The sequence below is a fragment of the Nitrosomonas sp. genome, from assembly GCF_040240425.1.
Classification (GTDB): Bacteria; Pseudomonadota; Gammaproteobacteria; order Burkholderiales; family Nitrosomonadaceae; genus Nitrosomonas.
This window is the reverse complement of sequence record NZ_QPHG01000025.1, coordinates 14,384-36,504: the sequence shown is the minus strand read 5'-3', so window position 1 is coordinate 36,504 and position 22,121 is coordinate 14,384. Positions and strand designations below refer to the sequence as shown.

The 22,121-nt window shown below is 47.1% G+C and carries 24 protein-coding genes; 12 read left to right on the top strand and 12 right to left on the bottom strand.

Translation table 11 applies throughout. From position 1 onward, the window contains the following. Positions 1-3: 3 nt before the first annotated feature. From DU481_RS10685 to DU481_RS10640, 9 genes are all read right to left on the bottom strand, one after another. Positions 4-3,048 (bottom strand): BPTD_3080 family restriction endonuclease, encoded by a 3,045-nt coding sequence (locus DU481_RS10685; protein WP_502889945.1) that lies wholly within the window; start codon positions 3,046-3,048, stop codon positions 4-6. Positions 3,049-3,309: 261 nt separating this feature from the next. Next, positions 3,310-3,882: a hypothetical protein gene (locus DU481_RS10680; protein ID WP_350134345.1), complete on the bottom strand. Its 573-nt coding sequence runs from the start codon at positions 3,880-3,882 to the stop codon at positions 3,310-3,312. Positions 3,883-3,887: 5 nt separating this feature from the next. Next, on the bottom strand, positions 3,888-4,808 hold the full coding sequence (locus tag DU481_RS10675) for a site-specific integrase (protein ID WP_350134344.1): 921 nt from the start codon (positions 4,806-4,808) through the stop codon (positions 3,888-3,890). 9 nt (positions 4,809-4,817) lie between these two features. Continuing rightward, the gene (locus DU481_RS10670; RefSeq protein ID WP_350134342.1) at positions 4,818-5,033 is read right to left on the bottom strand and encodes a hypothetical protein; all 216 of its coding nucleotides are present in this window, start codon (positions 5,031-5,033) and stop codon (positions 4,818-4,820) included. Positions 5,034-5,228: 195 nt separating this feature from the next. Then, a complete protein-coding gene (locus DU481_RS10665) occupies positions 5,229-5,537 on the bottom strand; it encodes a type I restriction endonuclease subunit M (RefSeq protein WP_350134340.1) in 309 nt (102 codons plus the stop codon). A gap of 517 nt (positions 5,538-6,054) precedes the next feature. Next, positions 6,055-6,486 (bottom strand): hypothetical protein, encoded by a 432-nt coding sequence (locus tag DU481_RS10660; RefSeq protein WP_350134339.1) that lies wholly within the window; start codon positions 6,484-6,486, stop codon positions 6,055-6,057. 486 nt (positions 6,487-6,972) lie between these two features. After that, complete coding sequence (locus DU481_RS10650) at positions 6,973-7,170, bottom strand: ribbon-helix-helix domain-containing protein (RefSeq protein WP_350134362.1); 198 nt, start codon at positions 7,168-7,170, stop codon at positions 6,973-6,975. A 20-nt stretch (positions 7,171-7,190) separates the two neighbouring features. Then, positions 7,191-8,087 carry a hypothetical protein gene (locus DU481_RS10645; RefSeq protein WP_350134337.1) on the bottom strand — a complete coding sequence of 299 codons (897 nt, stop codon included), beginning with the start codon at positions 8,085-8,087 and terminating at the stop codon, positions 7,191-7,193. Positions 8,088-8,164: 77 nt separating this feature from the next. Continuing rightward, entirely contained in the window at positions 8,165-9,415 is a 1,251-nt protein-coding gene (locus DU481_RS10640; protein WP_350134335.1) for a tyrosine-type recombinase/integrase, read from the bottom strand. A gap of 311 nt (positions 9,416-9,726) precedes the next feature. On the opposite strand from DU481_RS10640, the gene DU481_RS10635 reads away from it, so the two are divergent. From DU481_RS10635 to DU481_RS10585, 11 genes are all read left to right on the top strand, one after another. Then, positions 9,727-10,959, top strand: a complete 1,233-nt coding sequence (locus DU481_RS10635; RefSeq protein ID WP_350134333.1) for a tyrosine-type recombinase/integrase — start codon at positions 9,727-9,729, stop codon at positions 10,957-10,959. Between the two features lie 602 nt (positions 10,960-11,561). Further along, on the top strand, positions 11,562-11,819 hold the full coding sequence (locus DU481_RS10630; protein ID WP_350134332.1) for a helix-turn-helix domain-containing protein: 258 nt from the start codon (positions 11,562-11,564) through the stop codon (positions 11,817-11,819). A 63-nt stretch (positions 11,820-11,882) separates the two neighbouring features. Continuing rightward, positions 11,883-12,128 carry a hypothetical protein gene (locus tag DU481_RS10625; RefSeq protein WP_350134331.1) on the top strand — a complete coding sequence of 82 codons (246 nt, stop codon included), beginning with the start codon at positions 11,883-11,885 and terminating at the stop codon, positions 12,126-12,128. A 317-nt stretch (positions 12,129-12,445) separates the two neighbouring features. Further along, positions 12,446-13,204, top strand: a complete 759-nt coding sequence (locus DU481_RS10620) for a hypothetical protein (protein WP_350134330.1) — start codon at positions 12,446-12,448, stop codon at positions 13,202-13,204. A gap of 93 nt (positions 13,205-13,297) precedes the next feature. After that, positions 13,298-13,576, top strand: coding sequence for a helix-turn-helix transcriptional regulator (locus tag DU481_RS10615; RefSeq protein ID WP_350134329.1), 279 nt, complete (start codon positions 13,298-13,300; stop codon positions 13,574-13,576). Beyond that, positions 13,573-13,800: a hypothetical protein gene (locus DU481_RS10610; RefSeq protein ID WP_350134328.1), complete on the top strand. Its 228-nt coding sequence runs from the start codon at positions 13,573-13,575 to the stop codon at positions 13,798-13,800. Before DU481_RS10615 ends, DU481_RS10610 begins: the two co-directional genes overlap by 4 nt. Positions 13,801-13,967: 167 nt before the next feature. After that, positions 13,968-14,297 (top strand): hypothetical protein, encoded by a 330-nt coding sequence (locus tag DU481_RS10605; RefSeq protein WP_350134327.1) that lies wholly within the window; start codon positions 13,968-13,970, stop codon positions 14,295-14,297. Positions 14,298-14,299: 2 nt separating this feature from the next. Further along, complete coding sequence (locus tag DU481_RS10600) at positions 14,300-14,830, top strand: hypothetical protein (protein WP_350134326.1); 531 nt, start codon at positions 14,300-14,302, stop codon at positions 14,828-14,830. Beyond that, entirely contained in the window at positions 14,808-15,641 is an 834-nt protein-coding gene (locus DU481_RS10595) for a hypothetical protein (protein WP_350134325.1), read from the top strand. Before DU481_RS10600 ends, DU481_RS10595 begins: the two co-directional genes overlap by 23 nt. Further along, on the top strand, positions 15,638-17,635 hold the full coding sequence (locus DU481_RS10590; protein ID WP_350134324.1) for a DUF927 domain-containing protein: 1,998 nt from the start codon (positions 15,638-15,640) through the stop codon (positions 17,633-17,635). Before DU481_RS10595 ends, DU481_RS10590 begins: the two co-directional genes overlap by 4 nt. After that, a complete protein-coding gene (locus DU481_RS10585; protein ID WP_350134323.1) occupies positions 17,628-18,284 on the top strand; it encodes a hypothetical protein in 657 nt (218 codons plus the stop codon). Before DU481_RS10590 ends, DU481_RS10585 begins: the two co-directional genes overlap by 8 nt. A gap of 575 nt (positions 18,285-18,859) precedes the next feature. Here DU481_RS10585 and DU481_RS10580 read toward each other — a convergent pair. Continuing rightward, the gene (locus DU481_RS10580; protein WP_350134322.1) at positions 18,860-19,663 is read right to left on the bottom strand and encodes a sulfite exporter TauE/SafE family protein; all 804 of its coding nucleotides are present in this window, start codon (positions 19,661-19,663) and stop codon (positions 18,860-18,862) included. A gap of 9 nt (positions 19,664-19,672) precedes the next feature. Further along, complete coding sequence (gene tmpT / locus DU481_RS10575; RefSeq protein ID WP_350134321.1) at positions 19,673-20,317, bottom strand: thiopurine S-methyltransferase; 645 nt, start codon at positions 20,315-20,317, stop codon at positions 19,673-19,675. 138 nt (positions 20,318-20,455) lie between these two features. On the opposite strand from tmpT, the gene DU481_RS10570 reads away from it, so the two are divergent. Continuing rightward, entirely contained in the window at positions 20,456-20,896 is a 441-nt protein-coding gene (locus DU481_RS10570; RefSeq protein WP_350134320.1) for a helix-turn-helix domain-containing protein, read from the top strand. A gap of 287 nt (positions 20,897-21,183) precedes the next feature. Here the strand turns inward: DU481_RS10570 and DU481_RS10565 are convergent, their stop codons facing one another. Then, entirely contained in the window at positions 21,184-22,029 is an 846-nt protein-coding gene (locus tag DU481_RS10565) for an LOTUS domain-containing protein (protein WP_350134319.1), read from the bottom strand. Positions 22,030-22,121: the final 92 nt, after the last annotated feature.

Below are 22,121 nucleotides of genomic sequence, written 5' to 3'. Positions count from 1 at the left end.
CTATTATCCTTTCCCCACTTCCTCTACAATCATCTTGTTAAAATACTCCTCGACCTTTTGCTTAAAGTCGTGTTCCATTTCAAACACGTCTGCGAATTCCACGAATGCCCAGCGCCCATAGCTTTTTAGGTTATTCACGCCCGGAATCCAGTAGGTGTCCATCGTGAGTTTTTTTTCCTTCGCATCTTCGCGGCGATAGCCTTTGATTTCGACGATCATATTTAAGAGATCGCCTTTGTCATCGTTAATCTGAACTATGAAATCCGGTCTATATTTGCGGGTCTCTGAACCGTACCGATATGGAACTTCCAGCCCCAGGCTATGATTTTTGACGTATGAAATAACTTGCGGGTGCGATTCCGCTACACGGCAAAATTCGCCTTCCCAATCGCTATCCAAAATCACCCAGTTGATATGCGACCGAAGCGGGTTGGTTTCCCAGCGATCCGTTTTGGACGTGTTGAAATTGACCTGCATCGTCGAACCCGTCGGGTTATAGGGATCGAGCAAGGCTTTAATCGGGCGATTCTTGTTTTGCTCAGATTGCGTGATTGCTGCGGTAATTCTGCTGCACGCCATATCCGCAAGTTCTTGGTACATGAGCTGCGCCGGATAAGTGCCGCCTTTGCAGATTAAACAAGTATCCAGCCACTGTTTTGTAATGCGCTTAAGCTGGCCGAACAAATGCATTTTGGGTTCTTCACCTGGGTCACGCCATTTCGTGTAAAGCAGACGCTGCGTTAAATGGAAGAGAAGCGTTGAATGGCGCAAATCGCCCGTATGGACAAGATTCAGGTCAACCGCTTCGCCGATAATCCCTGAATTCTGCGTAACAGACGGACCGACCAAATCCGGCGTCAATACGAGAACGGAATCATCATTGAATTCCGCCGTGAGTCTTTCTTCCGGCAGCTCTACCCGATAACCCGTCACGCGAGGGAAACGAATTTCCAAGTGGTCGCGCTGGGGACGCACAGCCTTAACGTGAATCGTTTCACGCGGTGGTTGCGGCGGCGCGACTACTGGCTTGGCCGTGAAGTCGAACGGAATGCCCAGCACATCGGCATATTCGACATTGAATCGGTTTTCTTCATTCAGTTCGTATGACTGCCTACGCAGTGCGCGGCCAATCACTTGCTCGCAAAGCAGCTGCGTTCCAAATGCACGGACACCCAAAACGTGAGTGACGGTGTTTGCATCCCAGCCTTCTGTGAGCATGGATACGGATACCACACAACGGATATTGCCGCCCAACGCCCCGAATTTGCCGACGGTATTCATTACCTCGCGCAGTAAATCCTGGTCAGTGAGGTTTTCGGCTGCGCGTTGGTCGCCCGTCCGCTCGATAATTTCACGGCGAAAGCGCTCTATTTCATCAGACGCCATTTCACGGAAGCTGGTATCGAGTGCCTCACCGGATTCCAGTTGTTCGCTATCTATTAATAGCGTGTTTGGTCTGGCTAAAGGTTCGCCGTGTTCATCAAAATTTCGGAATAATTTCAGGCGTCCGTTTTCAAATCCCGTTGAACCATCTTCGTTTATAGGGCGGAATCCTGAAATATAGTCATAGACTAGCTTGGATGTTGCCGTGTTGTTACAAACAACAATGAAGCACGGCGGAACTTTGATGCCTTCTTTTTCCCAGAGGGTGAAAGTTTTTTCGTAATGGCCGTATAGCGCTTCGAGCGCCGTTTGCAATTCGACCGGAATGCTTAATGGATCGAGCTGTGCGCCTTTGCCCCGGCCTTTCTTTGGCATTTTCGGACCGATATGTTTCCACAATTCCCTGAACTTGGGCATTTCCGCGCCGGGGATATTGTCGGCCACAGGAACACGGGGCAATTTCACGATGCCGCATTCAATCGCATCCATCAGTGAGAAATCGCTCATCGTCCAAGGAAACAGCGTTCCTTCTGCATAACCTGAGCCGCGCAAGAAGAATGGTGTTGCAGACAAATCAATTACGCGATTGATACCGAGTTTTCTGGCGATGGTTTCCAATCCGTTAATCCAAAGGCGAGCCGCCTCCAGATTGCTTTCGGTTTCCTTCTTTTCGTCGGAGGTTAAATCTCCTTCTTCATCATCGCCCGGCTTTTCGCGGTAGCAGTGGTGCGCTTCATCATTCAGCACCATGATGTTCTTCATGCCCATCAATTCCGGCATGACGCGTTGGAGCATCTGGCCTTCAGTTTCAAGGGTATTCAAATCTTCGCCGTGTTTACCCTTCAATAAGGCTCGACCTCCGGCAGATATTTCCACACGGTCGCGTAATTTGAATGCGTGATAATTGGTGATAATGATCTTCGCTCGTTCCAAATCAGCAAGCATGTCGCTTGGCACAATTTCACGGTTTTTGTAGTAGCTGTCAGGATCGTTGGGCTGCAATACCCGTAGGCGGTCTTTGATAGTCAGGCCCGGTGCAACAAGCAAAAACCCTCGGGTAAATTTCTTGCTACTGGGTTGGCGCACCGCATTGACTGTCTGCCATGCAATGAGCATGGACATAACGGTGGTTTTTCCTGCTCCCGTCGCAAGCTTCAGTGCTAAGCGCATCAGGCCGGGATTGGCGTCCGCATTGACATTGTCGAGGTAATCAAGAAATTTTTTTCCTCTGGCGCCAAGCTTTGGTGCTACTTCTGTCAGCCATACTGCTACTTCTACAGCCTCGACCTGACAAAAGAAGGGGCGAATGCCATTAAATTCATGATGCCGCCAATGCTTCAAAAGTCGCGCGGTATCGGGCGTAACCATCCAGTCACGCTCGCTGTGCAGCAGACGCCAAGCATCGACATGACTTCTGAGTTCATTGATGATGGAAATCGGATCGTATTTTTGGCGCCCGTCACCCAGTCCCATGCTTTCGTCAAACATTTCCTGCGACTTGGTTTCTTTGCGTTTCTTGGGTTTGGGAATGGGAGTAATGAACTCCGCACGACGGCGAGAATTCACGATATTCTGAGTGGGAAGCCCGTCTACCATTTCCCAATGAGCTGCTGGATATTCGTAGGGCGAATTCAGGATTGGTTTCTTAAAAAACGCATCGGACATGGTTATTAGTTATTTACCTGCTGGAGCTGTTAATTTTGGTTTTCTTTCATTAGTCGCGCTCCAATATTCTGCACCACTACACCCTGGTCACGCCATCCATGAATGTATCACGCATTACGCCGAAACGCCCCAACTATATATGTTATGGCTGATAGTGACGGTGCAGACCGGATTGTAGAGATTATACTAGCCGATCTTACCAATGAAAATCGAGGATTAAGCGTATAAAATCCCAACAATCACCAGTGTTTCAGGTATTTTTCATACGACCGACAGCAAATAAGTCAACCTCGGCCACAAGGTATACATATCCCGGCTTTCCGTTTCTATGGTGGAGCGATCCCGGGCAATCTGCCGGATACCGGATGAATCGGACAAAATCAACGCATTGGGCGTAATCCGTCTGACGCACGTCCAGTGCTTGATACGACCGCTCAGGCAGATGATGACTGCTGATTCTGGTTGCTTTAAGTGCTCGGTCAATTTTTCCCAATAGGCATCCAGTGTCACGTCATCGGTATCGAATGCGATTTTTTTGCGTAGTTTGCGCCTCTGGTACTTTTTCACGGATTTAATGGCAATGTCTATGAATCCGCCTTTGGCGTCAATATTTTCAAAACCCCAAATCATGGCTTCTTCTAGCATGTCCTGCTTAGCCAAATAGCCGATCAGCTTTTTAAACAAAACTTTCCTTTGGCTGGCTTTGCGTCTCAGTTTGCGGTCGTAGTGAAATTTACCGATGACGGCTTCGGTTGCATTCATCACTGAATACACACCGCAAAGTCCATCAATACTGCCTTGCCGGATGGGCATGATGTTTTCCTCATCAGACATGATGGTTACCAGATTTGGCTGACCGCATTGTTGTGAAACAACTGACCATCCCGGATATAGCGCTGCAACATCACATCCGACTTATGCGCAGTTTGCTGACGGATTTTCCAGGAACTGACGCCTGCTTTGGCCGCACTGGTCACCAATCCTGCTCGCAAACTATGGCCGGAATACTGCTTGGGATTCAATCCGGCTTCGGCCACACGCTGCTTGATGATCAGCGCTACCGATGCAGCGCATAATCCATAATCCGTTATTTGATCGAAGCGATTCATGCGGCGAAACAGTGTACCGGTTTTGATGTTTGATTTTTTGAGCCACTGTTTTAAAGCCTGTACTGGGCAATGACGGCCTTTGGTGTAAGGAATGGCGACATTCCTGCCGACGCCATTCTGATCGGTTTTGCTGCGGCGCACCTGAATCAACGTACCCTCAGCCACAAACCGCACATCTTCCACCTGTAGCGCTACCAATTCAGACCGGCGGAATGCTCCGGCAAAGCCGATCAATAGCAGTGCCTTGTCGCGCAATCCGATTAGTCCGGGCAGTTTTCGGGTAATTTTTACCAGATCGGCTTTGAGTAGTGGCATGACTTGCCGCTGCCTGCTGCCGTTGATGCGCCGAATACCACGCAGTGTATCGGTGACCAGTGCCGAGCGAGTCGGTGATGCCAATCCTTTATCTTTATGTGCGTGACCGATTGCCACCACCCGGCGATTGAGTGTCGCCAGCGACAAGGTATTGGCATGAACCGCCAGATAGGATGCTACGCAATGCGGGGTTGCCGGAATTCTGCCCCCGCTTTTCAGGAAATGCGCAATATCGCTCCGATAGGCCAATTGGGTATTCTTGGCTTGTGTGGCGGCCAGATAGGTGCGGACTTTTTTGCGAGTACCATGACTGGACAATAGCGAATCCTTCTTCATGACAGTCTCCTACCGGACATCGACATAGCGCATACATACGCTTAATAAATGCTCGTAATCGCTGGCCGTGGCTTCACGCATGAAGTTTTCCGCCAGTTCCGGGCGGTTGCTTTTCAGGATGGCGCGACGGACCAGGCCAAGAATCAAGAAGGCATTGTCATCCTTGCCGGTCAGTTCCACCACGGCATCGGTTAATGGTGAATCGGATTTTTCAATCAATTTCATATGAATCTCCATAAGTAATGGATAACCTAATCATCACGGTTGCGATAATGAACAGTTATCGTAAGTTGAGAAGTAATAAAAAAGCCCGCCAGCATTGAATCTGCTGACAGGCTAACGTTTGGGTGTTTTCATTTAGTTTGCTCCCATAACACCCGAAAGGAGCTTGTTATTATTTGGTAAACAGCAAAATCCGGCTCAATACTCTTCAGGCAACAGCAGGGTTGTGACACTGCGATCCGCTTCGGTAATGATCCAAAGGTTCTGATCATCGCTGATGGCGTAACTCGATAAAATGCGCCAGCCGTTTTCAACCGAGCGCAGGTTTTCTTCTGCATCGCCGGGTGGCACGTTGCCCCAGTCGCCGGATTGGTGGCGTCGAATCAAATCCATCGCATTGATGGCATACCGATCCAGTGCTTCAAGTGCGCCGGGGGTTGCAACGATTTGGCCTAACGGAAACAGGGCAATAGGTCGCCGCTCCCTTGTTGATTCGGGGTTACACATTTTTTCTCCTTTTTATGGACGAGCAAAAGCTGGCAGTTAAAAATTTCTGCCTGGATGCTGCGTTAAATGGGATTTTCTGGAGTATTACTGAGGTGCTACCAGTTACTTTGATGCTGATAGGTATTACGATAAAGGTTGCTGATATAAAGCTACCTTTAACATGTTGCACAGAAGATAAAAAATTTATGTTCTAAACATAAAATGCAATACAGTGATATTTTAGAGGATTATTTTGTAGTCTTCAAATTAGAATGATATTTATATCAAGTACTTATGAGAATTCTCCGAGCTGATTGGTGAGGTTTGAAATTTGAACTGTTAATCCGCAGATTCCAGCTTCTGACCCCGTTAAGATAAAAATAATGTGAAAATATTTATAAAATCATCGACTAGAACACTTGGCTGGATGTTTGTACACACACCATGTCTCAATGACGAATATGCGCAAAACTTAGATAACGAGCAAAAATGGCTGGCGCACGTTCCCATTGTTTCTCAAACAATTCCAACGCATTCTTCATCTCATCGACAAGAGGTCCTTGTGTTTCGATTCCGCCGTTACCTGTCCGCTCCTCTGTTTGCCAACGAATGAAGCAATCCTGTAATCGGTAAGAAGATCCTTCAAATTCACGATATAATCATAAGTGGATTTATCAAACAGGAATCGAGATTCATTGATGGCAAATTCAAATTCTCTCCACTCTTCATGTGTAAACTCAGTTTTGTTAAGTCGCTCATTTAAGAATATGAATAGCTGAATGTAAACCCGAAATCGCTTGTCAAATAGATCAAGCCGCAATTTGTCTCGAGTTGTGCGCCATTGGTTATATTGAATTAGGGATGCAGCTATTGCAACAGCGATAGCAACAAGTGGCGCCCCAATTATCTTTAATACCTCGAAAGTACATTGATACTGAGTGACAAGAGCCTTAAATACTTCTTCCATCATTTTGTGTCCAAATTTACAATTAGGCTTTCAATATAACGTATATATTACTCCAGAATTAACGCCAATCAAGGCAACACGCATAGCTTTCTAGTGCAGTGTCTTACAAATGACTTTACATTATTCTGAATCAGCTCAGCTTTTCCGGAGGCTTGGTTATTTGGGACAAGCTGCGATGCCTAATTCTTCCTGTTGGCGATAACTTGCCCTGTAAATAGCGATGTGAAAATGTATGTATTCCTGAAGAGGATATATTTTCGCGGTAATTGTGGATTAAAAGTAATGGAATGTACGCTCACTACCTTAAACGGCATCGAAGTGCCAAAGCAGTAGAGCAGTAAAGCCCACTAAACAAGAGAGAAGCATCCGACATGAAGATTTCAACGATTGGTGTCGATTTGGCAAAAGAGCATTTCAAGTTCTCGGTGTGGATGTACATAGTAAGACCGTGCTGCGCAAGCAACGGTGGCGCAGCGAGATCGCGAGGTTCTACGTCAATCTTGAGCCCTGCCTGATCGGCATGGAAGCTTGTTTCAGTGCCAGAAATTGGGCATTCTGCTCCTGGTCACGACGGATAAGATCACGGATGTATTCGCTGTCATTCGTGAAGCCGTCGGCCTCAATCTGCGTTTTAATCCATTGATCTTTTTTATCCGTTAACGTGATAGTTTTACGTATGGTTCCCATATACAAACTTGCTGGTTATTTTATTCGACCAACTGATCCATTAACTCAAAGAGATGTCCGCGCTCCATCGTCCCAATCAGGCGATCGCCTTGTTCTGCGAGGATGGCCTCTTTCAACAGGATTAGTTCTGCCGGATTGATTGTGACCTTCAGCAAAACATAGTAGATCAATTCATAGCGGATATGGCTTAGGTTATCCACGATCAATGAAAAACCGTCACGCTTCACACAGGTGATCATGGCTTTGCGTTGCAGCCATAAGTCTTTCGTCCAAATGTCTGCGCCATCATTCAGGTTTGTCAATGCAATTTTCCGGATGATGTCAGAATCTCTATGGTGGTTGGTGAGGTATGACAATGCAAAGAATAGCGCTGGGTATAGTGCCTGGAATTTGTCCCATTCAGCACCTGTGGTTATTAATTCATCGGCAAACAGTAAACTTTCATCGATGGAATTTGGTTTTCTCTTTTCTTTTTCCTTGCCGATACCGAGAACCCACCAGTCATAATAGGAATTTAGCAATTCCAGGGCGTGGCTGTATATTCTTTCCTGATCGACCATGAACCGGTTCCAGCGGGTTTCATCGTTTAAGAATTCAATTTGGCTAAGTTCTGTCCGGAATAAATCATTGTGGCAGGCTTGCCGTTTGGCGAGATAAGATTGCACGGCTTCATGTCCAAATTTATTCTGCAGGGTATTGAATAACCCGGCATCGAAGCCATGCGTCAAGTAGTGATCATATAAGCGGCAGAATGCCAGATCAATTAGCGGTTCCGGATTATTGGGATCTTCCAGTTGTTCGATCTCGGTTTTAAGATCATCGGCTTCCTCAAGATAAGCAAACCGACTATAAATGTCATGTCTTTGACCGGATGCCACAAAGTAAAGCATCGCGGATTCATAACAGTATTCACACATATTCACCACTCCTTAACGTTATTAGAAAAAACATCGCTCTTTCTAAAATTAGCGTGGTCGATTTTTACTTGTGGAATTTATGATTGAATCGCTGTTGCCATGCCGTTGCAATAGCTTGCCCAATCCATCATGAGCTTGATGCGTTTATCAAATAGATCTCCCCGGCGATACGCGGCCTCGACTTTATTAGCGATGGTATGAGCTAACGCCATTTCACAGACCTCTTGCGGGTAAGCGGTGGTTTCACTGGCCCAGTCCCGGAATGTGGATCGGAATCCATGCGCCGTCAGATCACCCCGCTCCATGCGCTTCAGTACGGCTGTGAGACTCATATCCGATAGCGGTTTATCTTGCTTGGTGCCGGGAAAGACAAAATCAGATACGTGATGTTCTTTCATCCGTTCCAGTATCGCTATAGCTGCATCGGATAATGGAATGCGATGTTCCCGTCCAGCTTTCATTCTATCGGCGGGAATCAGCCATAATCTTTCCGGTAGATTGATTTCCGGCCACAGTGCGCCCCTGACTTCACCAGAGCGGGCTGCGGTAAGAATTGCAAATTCCAATGCAGCGGCACCGATGCCGGGTTGATTGCGCAATTGCTGCATGAATTCCGGGATTTTCTTGTAGGACAAGGCGGTGAAGTGATTGACCTTGGCGATCTTGGAGGGCGATGGCAATAATTTATCCAGATGCCCTTTCCATCTGGCTGGGTTCTCCCCTTCGCGATACCCTCGCACGGTTGCCCAATCCAGAACGCTTTCAATGCGTCCGCGTAAACGGGTAGCGGTTTCTGTTTTGGTTTTCCAGATCGGCTCCAGGACTTTCAATACCAGGCCGGTATCCACATGCGCCACATTCAGACTGCCGACAACCGGACAGGCATAGGTTTCTAATGTGCTGCGCCACTGTGCCCGGTGCTTGGGATTCTTCCAGGCATCGCCATGCGCATCCAGATAGCTTTCGATGCAGTGTTGAAAGGTGACTCGCTTGCTATGCGCTTTTTTCTCGGCATCTTTTTGTTGTTGCTTGTCATCCAATGGATCGATACCTTGCAGTACCTGGCTGCGGCATTTACTGGCTTGATGGCGGGCTTCTTCTAGTGAATAATCGGAATAACTGCCCAATCCCATATCGCGGCGGCGACCAGAAAAGGAGTAGCGGTAAATCCATGAGGCTGCGAAACAGGGATTCATATCGGTGGAGTTCGGATTCATATTGACGCAAAGATACAAACCCGGCACTCCCCCTACAGCGTGCATGCCTGGTGCCTTAGAGAGTTTTTTCACACCCAGGGCCGATATGGCAGACTTAATTCTTCCCATCATCCTTCCCATCAAAACGTTTGGGATTTGATGATATAGCAAGAAACTTTTTGGAACAATAAAAACTAATAACTAATTAATAATTAACTGGATAGGACACATCATGAAACATTGTGAAACCTAGTTCAAGAAGACACCGCCTCCGCCATTTCCCAATCCACACACTTCCGCAGCAATCCACGAAACACACCGAAACACTTAATCTATAAGCAATCTGCTTTCCGTAACAATCCAAAATAATCCGCTGGAATCCACTAAAAAAGTGTGGTAAAAAACGTGGTAACAATTTTTACCACACAAAAAGTTACCACATTATGGCTATCAAGGAATTGTTGACTGATCTAGCCTGCAAGAATGCTACCGCTGAAGGCTCCAAAATTCGCAAGCTTCACGATGGCCAGGGGCTTTACCTTTGGGTTTATGAAGATGGCCGCAAGTATTGGCGGCTGCGCTATAAGATTCATGACAAGGAGAAATCTTTATCCCTTGGCGTTTATCCTGTTGTGGGGTTAAAGCAAGCAAGACAGCTTGCACAGGCTGGGCGTGTAAAGCTAATGGGCAATATCGATCCTTCCATTGACCGCAAACTGAATAAGCAGAAAGCGAAGGAAGCCGCCGCCAATAGTATTGAAGTAGTTGCTCGGGAATGGTACACACAGCGAACCAATGCATGGAAAGGCAGTCATGCAAAGGATGTGCTTAGACGGCTGGAAGGCAATGTATTTCCTTATATCGGCATGTACCCTATCAGCACGATTGAAGCACCGCAGCTGCTCAATATGATCCGCATCATTGAGCAGCGGGGTTCTTATGATCTGGCGCATAGAGTGCTGGGGGTGTGCGGTCAGGTATTCCGCTATGGCATATCAAGCGGCCGTTGCACCCGTGATCCTTCCGGCGATCTGCGGGGCGCACTCACACCGCACAAAAAGAAAAACCAGGCAGCGGTTAAACCTGAAGAATTGCCGGAATTGTTACGGTCAATCGCCACCTATGAACGCATTGGCGATAGGCAAACACAGCTTGCCTTGCAACTGCTGGCTTTAACCTTCGTTCGTACCAACGAACTGATAGGCGCACTATGGGAAGAAATCGACCTGAGCAATGCGCTATGGATTGTGCCAGCTACGCGCATGAAAATGGGAAATGAACACGTTGTTCCCCTTACCCATCAAGCATTGAACATACTGGCAGAACTAAAAAGCATCGCCGGTGATAGCCGCTACCTGCTGCCAGGCAGAAATCCAAACAAACCCATCAGCAACAATACCCTGCTTTTTGCACTGTATCGCCTGGGGTATAAAGGCAAGATGACCGGTCACGGCTTCCGGGCGGTTGCTTCCACGGCATTGAACGAGTCCGGCTTATTCAGTCCGGATGCCATAGAGCGGCAATTGGCACACGGCGAAAGGAATGAAGTCCGTGGCGCATACAACCGGGCGGAATACTTGCCGGAAAGAAAACGAATGATGATCTGGTGGAGTAACCATATCGAAGCACTGGAAAAGGGAGCGGAAGTCATTCCGTTATTCGGTAAATCGGTTTGATTTTTTCGCTGTCATTTTTGAGTTTATATCCTACCCCCTAAAAAACTTGTAGGAACAGTAGGAACAGTAGGAACAAAATCCTGAAACCCGCATGAATGCTTGATTTACGTGTTCCTGCATTTTCAAGAAACGTTCCTACAAACCCTGTTTTGTTCCTACAATTTGGGGAAATTCCGGGGTTTTATGCTCCGATTAGCCACCGAGATTTTGAGATTCGCAGCAAGTTTTAATGCGAAAATGCAGCGCGGAATGATCCTGTTGCCACCCCCCAACGTGGGGAAAAATGGTCAATTCTCAGTCATGAAATTGACTAAATAATTATTCATTGCGCTAAAAGATGCGTGAATAATTATGCGCAATAATCGGATAAGCCATAAAAACATCGCTGTAACCCGCATGAATATTGAATCTCCCACTTTTAGCGAAATATTTTTTCAATTGCCAATAACGTACGTTATGTTAAATTCACTATTTTAACGATTATCCACTTTTTGTTAAATCTGGTTTACTTTATTAATATGTTTTCCCACTTTTAATTAAAGTTGCTTTACACCAATAGTTCTGCTACCCTAAAAAACTCTCACGCGCGCGAAGGAATCAATATGACACCGCAAGATTTTAAAAACGGGCTGGATAAATTGGGCTGGAAACAAAGTGATTTTGCATCGGCAACGGGCGTTTCTCGTGTCAGCGTCTGCAATTGGGCGAACGATTCAGCACCCCTACCCGTATGGGCACAGCGACACCTTCAACTATTGCTGACACTGCATGATTTAACCGCCACCCTACTCGAACCGCCCACGAAAAAAGAACGACAAGCGCGGCGTGAAGCTGCCTCCTCTGTGGATAATAACCCTTAAGTGTTGCGGCTTTTACTTGTTCAGTTTTGCAGAAACCCCGTATAGAAGTGAAATGCCCACGCGATGCATAAATTATCAGACTACATCAAGTTAGCAGCGGATGCCTTCTTTCAAGAAACGGGAAGCAGTGAATTGAAAGCTCACTGGATTGCTGAATTCTTTCATGACTATGGCTTGCAAGATGCCTATCCTTCACAAAGCCTGGTTAATTTTGCAAACTTGGTACAGAAAGAATTGACAAGAAACGAAGAGCAAGCCGCCAAAAAGACACGCCTATACTTGGATAAAATCATCAATTCCATAGAGTGAATGCTCTAAGTGGATTCACATTATCCTTTGAAACCCTTTAAACACGCCATTTAATATTTTTGTGATTGAATTTTTACTCACAAAGTTACTCACATTTTGAAAAGTACCCCCCTGATTTTTCCATAATTGCACAAAATTTAAGCAGCCTTAATCCCGGCTTCAAATCATGAAGACGCCTCGGGCAATTTGTAAGTTTAGACCTCCATTCTTCGATGTAAAATAATCGAATCACTCCATAGTTCGACGGAACGAAAAGCGGATACCTTCAACCGCCTTGGAGTGACCTATCTTGAAGGGCAACACTTTGAAGGGGTGTTATGTCAGATAATGGCGATGACTTAGACTGCAAAACAAATAAGCGTTTGAGATTTGACAAGGAAACGCGGATAAGACTTTCAGAAAAATTACATAGAGCAATTGCTGAACAAGGCCGGTTGCAGTACCCCGATGATATAGAGTTTGAAACAAATGTATTGATTGGTTGTATGGAGGGATTCGCTGAGTTTATTCCTGCCATAAAAAAATTGCAGCCAGAGAAACAGCAACGTAGACAAGAAAGAATAAATTCATTAGCTTCGCACATAGAGGGAGTTATTGAACAGCTTAGAGGCATTGATTCTGCTGCGCTTTGTTATTCTGTGTATTGTGGATTAGATGAAATCGCTAAGAAAGATAATTTCCCTAATCCCATAAAATATAACTGGGATTTTATGGTTGAGGTGGGATCTTGGAAGAATAAAGAAAGTATAGAAGACTTAGCCACATTCGCCTTAGGTTTACGAAAAGCCGCCAGAGAATTACCAAAACACAGTTTAAATACATCAGGAAAAGATTGCCCATGGTATGAACAAGGTGCAGAGCTTGGAACGGCTATGGCACTAGAAAGAGAATTTTTCAAACTCAGAATCAAATTCGTTGCCAGCAACAGTAGTTTAGCTGCCGAATGTTTAAGAGCAATTTATATTCTCGGTGGTTTGAATATTGACCGGGTTGATTATTGGTTAAAACAAGCTAGAGATCATTACGACTCACAGATGAATTTTATCGACAGGCTACGAAAACGTAACGAAAAATAGCTTATAGTTTTCGGTATCCAGTAATACACCTAATCATTACAGTGCCTCATTGCAATAGCCACATTCGCGGCTATGAATTGACATGGAGGCACAATGATTAAAACAGTATCAACCCCGCAGCACCATTTAACCGGCGAAACCGGGCAATTGCCAGCAATACCGGCAACAGAAAGACTTCTACCACTTCCGGAAGTTGAATCACGATCCGGCTTCAAAAGCAGTTTCATCTATCAATTAATCAAGCAAGGCAAATTCCCGCCACCAGTCAAGATCGGCAATGCCAGCCGATGGCGTGAATCGGAAATTCAGCAATGGATTCACGATCAAATCAAAGGCGATACACCCGCTAAGCATGCGGGGGTGCGGGCATGAGCAATCTATCCCCTACTGACCTGATGCTGCAAGCACGGGACACGGCAGAAACCTATTTCAATCAGTCCATCCGAATTATTGATTCTAAATTTGGGGAAGGTTTTGCAAAAGCACACCCGGAATTGATCGCCGGTTTTATGAGAACCGCAGCAGCAGATTTTCACACTGCAATTCTGAATCAGAAGCTTGATGATCTGATTGCGGAAATCCGTGATTCACTCTAAAGAGCCGGGGACAATCATGATAAATGAAGTAATCCCGGCATCGGGAAAGGTAGTCGCATTGTGCAAATGCGGATTAACGCCACTTCCACCCGGTCAGGTTCATGACCTGTTGCAAGAATGGATTGCTGATAATCCATATCACACGCGGAAGCAACATATCTTTGCGTATGAGCTTTTCAGATGGTTGGAGCGGCGATCAAGCGGAGGGCGCGATGAATGACTTCCTGTTGACTTTGCCCTCTTGCTGGGTTTATGCTCGCTGTGCCATTGCAAAATCAATGGACGGGTTTAGCAGCCTGTTGGATAAGCGGATATTGCCGCTATGCGGCATTTTTTATGTCCGTTATTTATTTGCCCTTTGTTTTTATGGGCGGGTATTTTGGGGAGCCGAAAGGCTCGCCGGTCTTATCCCCGGTCTGCTAACCCGATCTATCCGCCCGCCCCGTGTCCCGCACGGGTGGCGGTTTTCTCGAGACCGTTCAAACAAAGGAGCATAACCATGACGGCATCTAATCAAATCCCTTCATCAGAAAAACAATCAAATAGAAATTTAGAAGCACTAAAAGACATCAAGAAAGCGCAGCTATGGATGCTGAGGATTAATGGAGTTTTTCAGTTAATCGATTGCCGCGAACTTTTAGAAATTGATGGCCGTTCATTTGTTTTAAGCATGGAGCAAATGTGTGGAGTTTATAGATTGCTCGATGGGATCGTCTCCGATCTTGAGCAAATACAAATGATAGCGACTGAATACGGCAAGGATGAAAAGCCCCTTAAAAGCATTAACGAAAGCATCGGCCACACCTTACAAATTATTTCTTTAGCCGTAAAAATAGCGGAATCACGAATTGGTGATAATGATGAGATGCTTGATGTCCCGCTAAGCGTGGAATGGGTTAATGGTTTTTTTACGGCATTAAGCTGGGCGTGTGATTATTTAGATTCCGCTCAGCAAGGTATGAAACAGCTTTATTCAATACTGTTGAAGTCTGCGGAAAGGGGTAATAATGCCATCAATTCCCTTCATTAAGCGGGTTTCAGCCGCCGCACTAGGTAACATTGACAGCATCTTGAATAGCTGGCTGCCCGGCGGCAAGCGTGAAGGTAGCGAATACCTCACGTTGAACCCTAAGCGTGCGGATAGCGCACCCGGTTCATTCAGCATCAACCTTAAAACCGGCAAATGGTCAGACTTTGCCACCCGTGACAAAGGGCTTGATCTGGTGGCACTGGTTGCCTATCTGGAAGGTGAAACCCAAGGAAAGGCCGCCCGCCGTTTGGCGGTTTTTCTGGGACTCGAACCGGAAGAAAGCAACCCGCCCAAACGCACCGGCAGCGATTCCAGAAAGCCGGGCAATGGTAAACCATCAACCAGCAACAAAGAAGCGAATGCCGCCACGGTTTCGCCAGGTGGCGATGGTGACGGCTGGCAATGCGTCATGCCGGTTCCCGATGATGCACCGCCGCTACCGGCTGCACATTCAAAGCACGGGAAACCGACAAGGCGTTATCCGTACCTTGCGCATGATGGCCGCGTGAATTTTTATCATTGCCGCTTCGACAAGCCCAAGGGTGAGAAAAAGCAATTCAGCCCGCAGACACTTTGGCAGAAGGCCGGTAAGTATGAATGGCGGTTCAAGGTTTCGCCGGGTTTGCGTCCGCTGTACGGCTTGCCGGGATTGCTGCAATTTCCTGTTGCTGTGTGCTGGTTTACTGAAGGTGAGAAGGCAGCGGAAGCTCTGCAAAAGCTGCTGCCTGATCATCCTGTTTTGTGCTGGCAAGGTGGAAGCCAAGCCGTAGAGAAATCGGATTATAGCCGCTGTCCGGGCGTGATTGTGTGATCTTTCCGGATGCCGATCTGCCCGGCAAGAAAGCCGCCGGTGATTTGCTGAAACGGTTGATGGCTGCTGGTGCTAGTTCGGTTCGAGTGCTGCATGTCGATCGGTTGGAGCGTGCGGCCGGTGAACCATTGCAGCCGGGAGACGATGCCGCCGATTTGGTGGCGTGTGGCTGGGATGCTGACCGGTTCGCTGAGTTTCTGAAGCGAGAGGATGCATTCCTGTCTGATGCCAATCCCACCGCTGGGCAATCGGATTTAGTCGATAAACCCGATGAACCGGAAGCAGAAACCGTACAACGCGGTTTCATGGTGACGGATGATTCCGTACTGTTTCTCGAACCGGGCAAGGACGGCATGTTACGCCGCCGCAAGGTGTGCGGAAGGTTGGAAGTATTGGCGCGTACACGCACAGCCGATAACAAGGATTGGGGTTTGGTTTGCGCTTTCCGTGATCCGGATGAAATGCCAAAGCGGATTATTATCCCGATGAAAGACTTTTGCGGCGATGGTATGCAGGTTGCATCTGCGCTGCTATCAGAAGGGCTGGAAATCATGCCCAAAGCCCGCCCATTGCTGCTTGAATACTTGCAGACAACCGAGATCAAGAAACGCGCCAGAACGACCAACCGAACCGGCTGGCATGGGAACGCTGACGGCTTAACGTTTGTTCTGCCTGATGCATCACTAGGTCAATCCGATGAAGAGTGGTTATTCAACGATAACCGCCCGGATTCAAACCCATTCAAACAGCGTGGCACGCTGAAGCAATGGCGGGAACAGGTAGCGGCTTTGTGCGTAGGCAATAGCCGCTTAACGTTTGCTGTGTCGGTTGCGTTTGCCGCCCCGCTGCTGCATTTGATTGAAATGGAATCCGGCGGCTTTCATTACCGGGGCACTACTTCCAGCGGCAAAACGAGCGCTTTGATTGTGGCCGGTAGCGTGTGCGGTTCGCCTGAGTATTTGCAGCGGTGGCGGTCGACTGATAACGGGCTGGAAAGTACCGCCATGTCTCATTGCGATGCACTTCTAACTCTTGACGAATTGAAGATGATCGATGCCCGGATAGCTGGGGAATCAGCATATTTACTAGCTAATGGTGCGGCTAAGGTGCGGGCGAATGTGACCGGGGGCGCACGCAGTACCGCTAAATGGCGGTTGCTGTTCTTATCCGCCGGTGAGTTGAGTTTAGCCCAGCATGTGGCTGAGAGTGGCAAGAAAACGCCTGCCGGTGCTGAATTGCGCATGGCCGATATTCCCGCCGATGCCGGGCAAGGTTTGGGCTGCTTCGAGAACTTGCACGGCTTCGACAACGGGCATGAGTTCGCCAAAGCTTTGAATGGTGTCGTAAGTAAATACTATGGCACGGCCTTCACGGCATTTATTGAAAGCGTGCTGAAACACCGGGAAACATTGCGTGAATCACTATTCGATGCCCGGCAAACATTCGAGAAAGCAACACTGACCCAAGCCGCCAGCGGTCAAGCGCAACGGGTAGCGGCAAGATTCGCCTTAGCCGGTGCTGCGGGTGAGCTGGCTACAGAATGGGGTATTACCGGCTGGGAGCCGGGCGCATCGATGCAAGCCGCCATCACTTGCTTTAAGGCATGGCTGCAAGCCTTTGGCGGTGAAGGCAACAAGGAAGAGCGTGCCATGATTGAACAGGTGCGGCATTTCCTGGAATTACACGCTGAATCCCGCTTTACCGACAACGGTCGAGCTAATGCCGATGATGATCATGCGCCCAAGACGCTGAACCGTGCGGGTTTCCGTGAAAAGAATCACGAAGACAAAACGGAGTTCTTTTGTTTGCCGGAAGTGTTCAAGACCGAAATCTGCAAGGGTTTTGACTATCGGGCAGTTGCGCGCCTGCTGATCGACCGGGGTTTCATGAAAGGCGATGGTCGCAATTTAGCAACAAATAAACGGCTCTCGGGCTGCGGTATGCAGCGAGTGTTTTACATCCTTCCAACCATTTGGCATTCACAAAATGATTGATTGGAATGCACTGATCAAGCCGGAAGATGAAGAGCAAAACCCCGTAAATGATGCGGAAAGTAGGAACAAAACGGGGTTTGTAGGAACAGAAAATGACGAAAGTAGGAACACGGAAAGCATTCATTCATGCGGGTTTAGTGATTTTGTTCCTACTGTTCCTACAAGTTTTTTAGGGGGTAGGAAAGAAAATGAAAATCATGCGCCCGGTGAAGGCGTGGCTTCAGATAATTTTCGCGCCGCAAAAACGCATCCGATAAATCCGATTGCCGTTACTTTGCTATTGACCTGTTGCAATAAAGCAACAGTCAGCAAAGAAGAAATACTCGAAGCAATCTGGAAACTGCAAACCATTCCACAATCCGAACAAATCAAATCATGGGCGATACTGTGCCAGAGTTACGGTATCAATCCACACAAAGCAATCCGCCCATTCACCGAACACCGAGGAACAGGAACAAGCTGCCAAGGGTGCAAGCATATCAGCATGGAACTGATACCAAACGATGGCCGCCCGGTGTATCGCTACGTGTGCGGCAAGCAGCATCACATGCTGGAAGCGCTCTATATCGGCGAACGTGTATTGATTGCGCCTGAGTCATGCAATGACTACCAGACCAAAGCCACCGGGGCGGCTCAAAAGTCTAGCTGACTGGTTCCGTAGACCGTTCGCTTCATCAGATTTTTGTATGCGGGAAACTCAGAGGGGGGGTATACCCTAGCCATGACATGACCGGGGGCGGTCAAAATCCCTATGACCTCTTAAGACCTAGACCGATTGTTGCTCTGCGTTCGCAAAAAACCGCATTTAAATAGGGGGGGGGTTAAAATAATCATTGCCTATAAATTATGCAGATTAACTGCCTAAAAACCGGGCAGCGATTAAAAAAATGTGGTAAAAAACGTAGTAACTTTTCTACAGTGAAAAATAAATAACTTTATTTACATAAAGTTATCTGATCAATGTGAATGCCACCGCCTGAAAATCTGTACACTGCCGCACCGATCCAGAAAACATGAAGAAACTCAACCCCTACGGACAACTCGCTTTCCGTAGCAGTCCAGGGTAATCCGCTAGAGTCCGATAAAAAAGTGTGGCAACAATTTTTACTACCTAAAAAGTTACCACAGATGGTCATCCAGAAATTACTAACTGATCCAGCCTGCAAGAATACTTCCGCTCCATCAGAAAATCCTTCCAAGAAATTTGGTATTTTCAAGTAAGAATCAAGCTAAAAAGAGTAGCATCTTTATACTCAAAAGCAGTGAGATCGCGGCGAATATCTTTTTCAAAAAAGCGTCAGGTAAATTATGCGAGCAACGTGCGCCATAGGAAGCCGCAATAGCGCTGGTAAACGCTATCGCCAAGAATGCTGGCACATCAACGAATCCAACGGTGTAGGGATTGTTCAGTGTGATAGACCAGCCGCTGATCATGTAGCCAATAGTGCCCGTGATGGCAATAGGCAATCCAATCGCCGCCGAAGTGCCAATAGCGCTTTTTATATTCATGTTCTTATAGCCAAGGTAGGTAACGGCCAGGAAACCACCACCCACCGCGGCAAGTGCTGATACAGATCCGATGCCAATTCCGGCCACGATTAATCCACGAAAAGTTAACGGTTTTGAGCTGGGTTCCGGTCGCCAATTGAGAAACATTTGCCCCGCCACGGTTGCCATGAGCAACGCAAAAAATATAGCAATACAGACTGAGTTGATGTGGGCGGCAGCCTGCGCAGCCAGAAAGCCACCCGCAATGACTCCGGGTGCCATTCCACCAACAGCTGGCCATACCACGGTGTTTTGAGAAGCATGCGCACGAATGCTTGCCGTTGAAGAAACGATCATGCAAGCCAGCGACGTCCCCAACGCCAAGTGAATCGCGTTATCTGCGTTGATACCTTGGTAAATAAAAATGGATGACAGCAAAGGAACCAATATCCCGCCACCGCCCAGCCCCAGTAAACCGGCTACAAAGCCAACCAAGGCACCCAATACAAGGTACAGCAATATCCATTCGATATCCGGCATAGCAATCCCCTATTTTTCGAATTTCTGGAGTAACCAGGCAGTTTCTGTGGCCGCAGCTTTTCCTTTCAATCCACCGTTAACACGCTTGCTTTCAGCGGATTCCAATTGATAAGAAGCGCCATAATGCCGCTTTACTTCATCCGCGTTTACTGAAAAAGGCGGGCCATCCATCAACGATTGATCGTATTCATAAGAGATCAGCAACTGCGGTACAGCGCCGGTTATGCTCATCAAGTGTGAGGTATAGTGTTTTCGTAGGCTGGCTGGTAGAGCAACCAAAGCGGCGCGATCGTATATTGCGCTTATGGGCCCAAGATATTCAGCAGAAACTGCAAAAATATCACCCGCTACTATGTCAATATTTTCAGACTGATAATGAATCAATTGACCGACTTTGGAGATTTCCGGCTCTAGCCCCAATTCTTTAAATAACTCGTTAATAGCAAGCTCGCTCAACTCTGCGCCGGCAACTTGATAGCCGGAAGCAAGCAACCAGGCCGCATCACGTGTTTTGCCGCACAGTGGCAGGAATATGCGGCTGCCCTCTGGCAGATTTAATTCTGCGAAATGCTTTATTAAAAGTGGATTTGCCTCGCTTTCGTGAAAACCAATATCCTTTTGTTCCCATTTTTGATGCCAATAACTTGCTTCCATAGCGGTTCCTTAAGTTCTTATAAGATTGATAGCAAGCCATCAACTTCATGGCCTTAGTGTTGTACTAAATGGTGTACTGAGCTAGGATAAAAGCTCAAGTCGACTTGAAGTCAAGCATTAATTGCAACAGGTGAAATAATGGATATAAGCGAAGTAGCAAAGGCATCCGGATTACCCGCTTCAACGCTACGATTTTATGAGGAAAAGGGATTGATCCGATCAAATGGACGGAATGGATTGCGCCGCTCATTTAGTGCTAACGTCATAGAGCGATTGGCTCTAATATCGTTGGGACGCAGCGCCGGTTTTTCGCTGGATGAGATTGCGGAAATGTTCACTTCTGACGGGCCTGACATTAATAGAGTGCTGCTTTCCGCCAAAGCGGATGAGCTGGACAGAACAATCGAAGAATTGACCGCAATGCGTGATGGACTCCGTCATGCAGCGGTCTGCAAAGCGCCAAGTCATTTCGAGTGTCCAAAATTTCTTCGCCTTCTGCGGATTGCTGGTAAAAACAGGTTTAGGCAACCCAATAAACTAAAGGAAAATAAACCTAAGCGGGGTATGCAAAAAATATGATTTGTCTAACACATGTTCAGTACTGAATGTAGTCTCTCATGCTGATAAACACGGGTCACGGAATCAATAATCGTCAGTTCCGCGGATTCTGTTCATAAAAAGAATGGGGAAATTGCCTTCTGAATCAGCTTCGTCAAATTCGATGCTTACTGCTTACTGTGCCTAACGAAAATATAACGATCAATGGCGCACCAGCTGGATGTGAAAAGTTTACAAAGAAGTTGATTGAAACAAGCATTGAGTGCATAAAAATTATAGAAATGCAGATTTTCTCCAACCAGTGAATGTCAATTATGATCAGAACGGACTCGGTAGAATGTCCGGGATCCGCCTTGCGGTAATGCTTTGTCCCATATTTCAAACAAGTTGGATGCAATCAACAGCTTTTTGAAGGAATGATGACCATAAGTTGCACTCATCCGAACGGCATCATCGGCCAACTGCATACGCACCAATTTCCCTGCTTGTGCAAGGCAAGCCCACCCATCGGAGCGGCCAATCTGCATCGCAATGTCACAAAACAATTGTATCAACGGGCTTTGCTGAAGCCACAATAACTCGAATTGCTGAATAAATTCATCGGAAGCCATAAAACCGGCATGCATTTGCCTAACTTGGTGCATTGTCTCGGCTACGGACTTTAAATGCTCCCAGACAGGCAAGACTTTTTCCCTTTGTTCATCGAGATCGTCACTGGCTAAAATTAGATTTTCAGGGGAATTGGGGTGCCAACCAGGCAAGAAATGATGAACCAACCGATTGCGCTCCTCGCGCATCATTTCAAAGGCTTTCAGCTGGGCTTCAGCGGAAGTGGCGTCAATGGTAATTTTAAGTGAGCAAGATAACCACGGTTCCGCCAAATCGGGTGGCCCCTGCGGTTCTTTATCGATTGAAGATAATATTTCGTCAAAATACTGCTTGATGAGCTGCCCCATCATATCTTTCTGTATCCCATCAATACGCTTCTCCTGATAAAGCGCTAATTCATGGGCATAGCCTTGCACTTTTGAGTTTCCCAGAATCATTTTCAGCAGGCCCTCGATTTGCTGAAATATCAGCAAGTTTCTGCCAATTTTACGGAGTACTTCATCTTTCAGGTTTTGCAGTGTCAGGTGCAGTTCTTGATCCACCAAGGAATACTCCATTATTAAGACATTTCACCTATAACGGCGTCAATTCTTGTGAAATGAGCGCAAGAGCCATCCCTGGCCGGAGAACAGGCGAG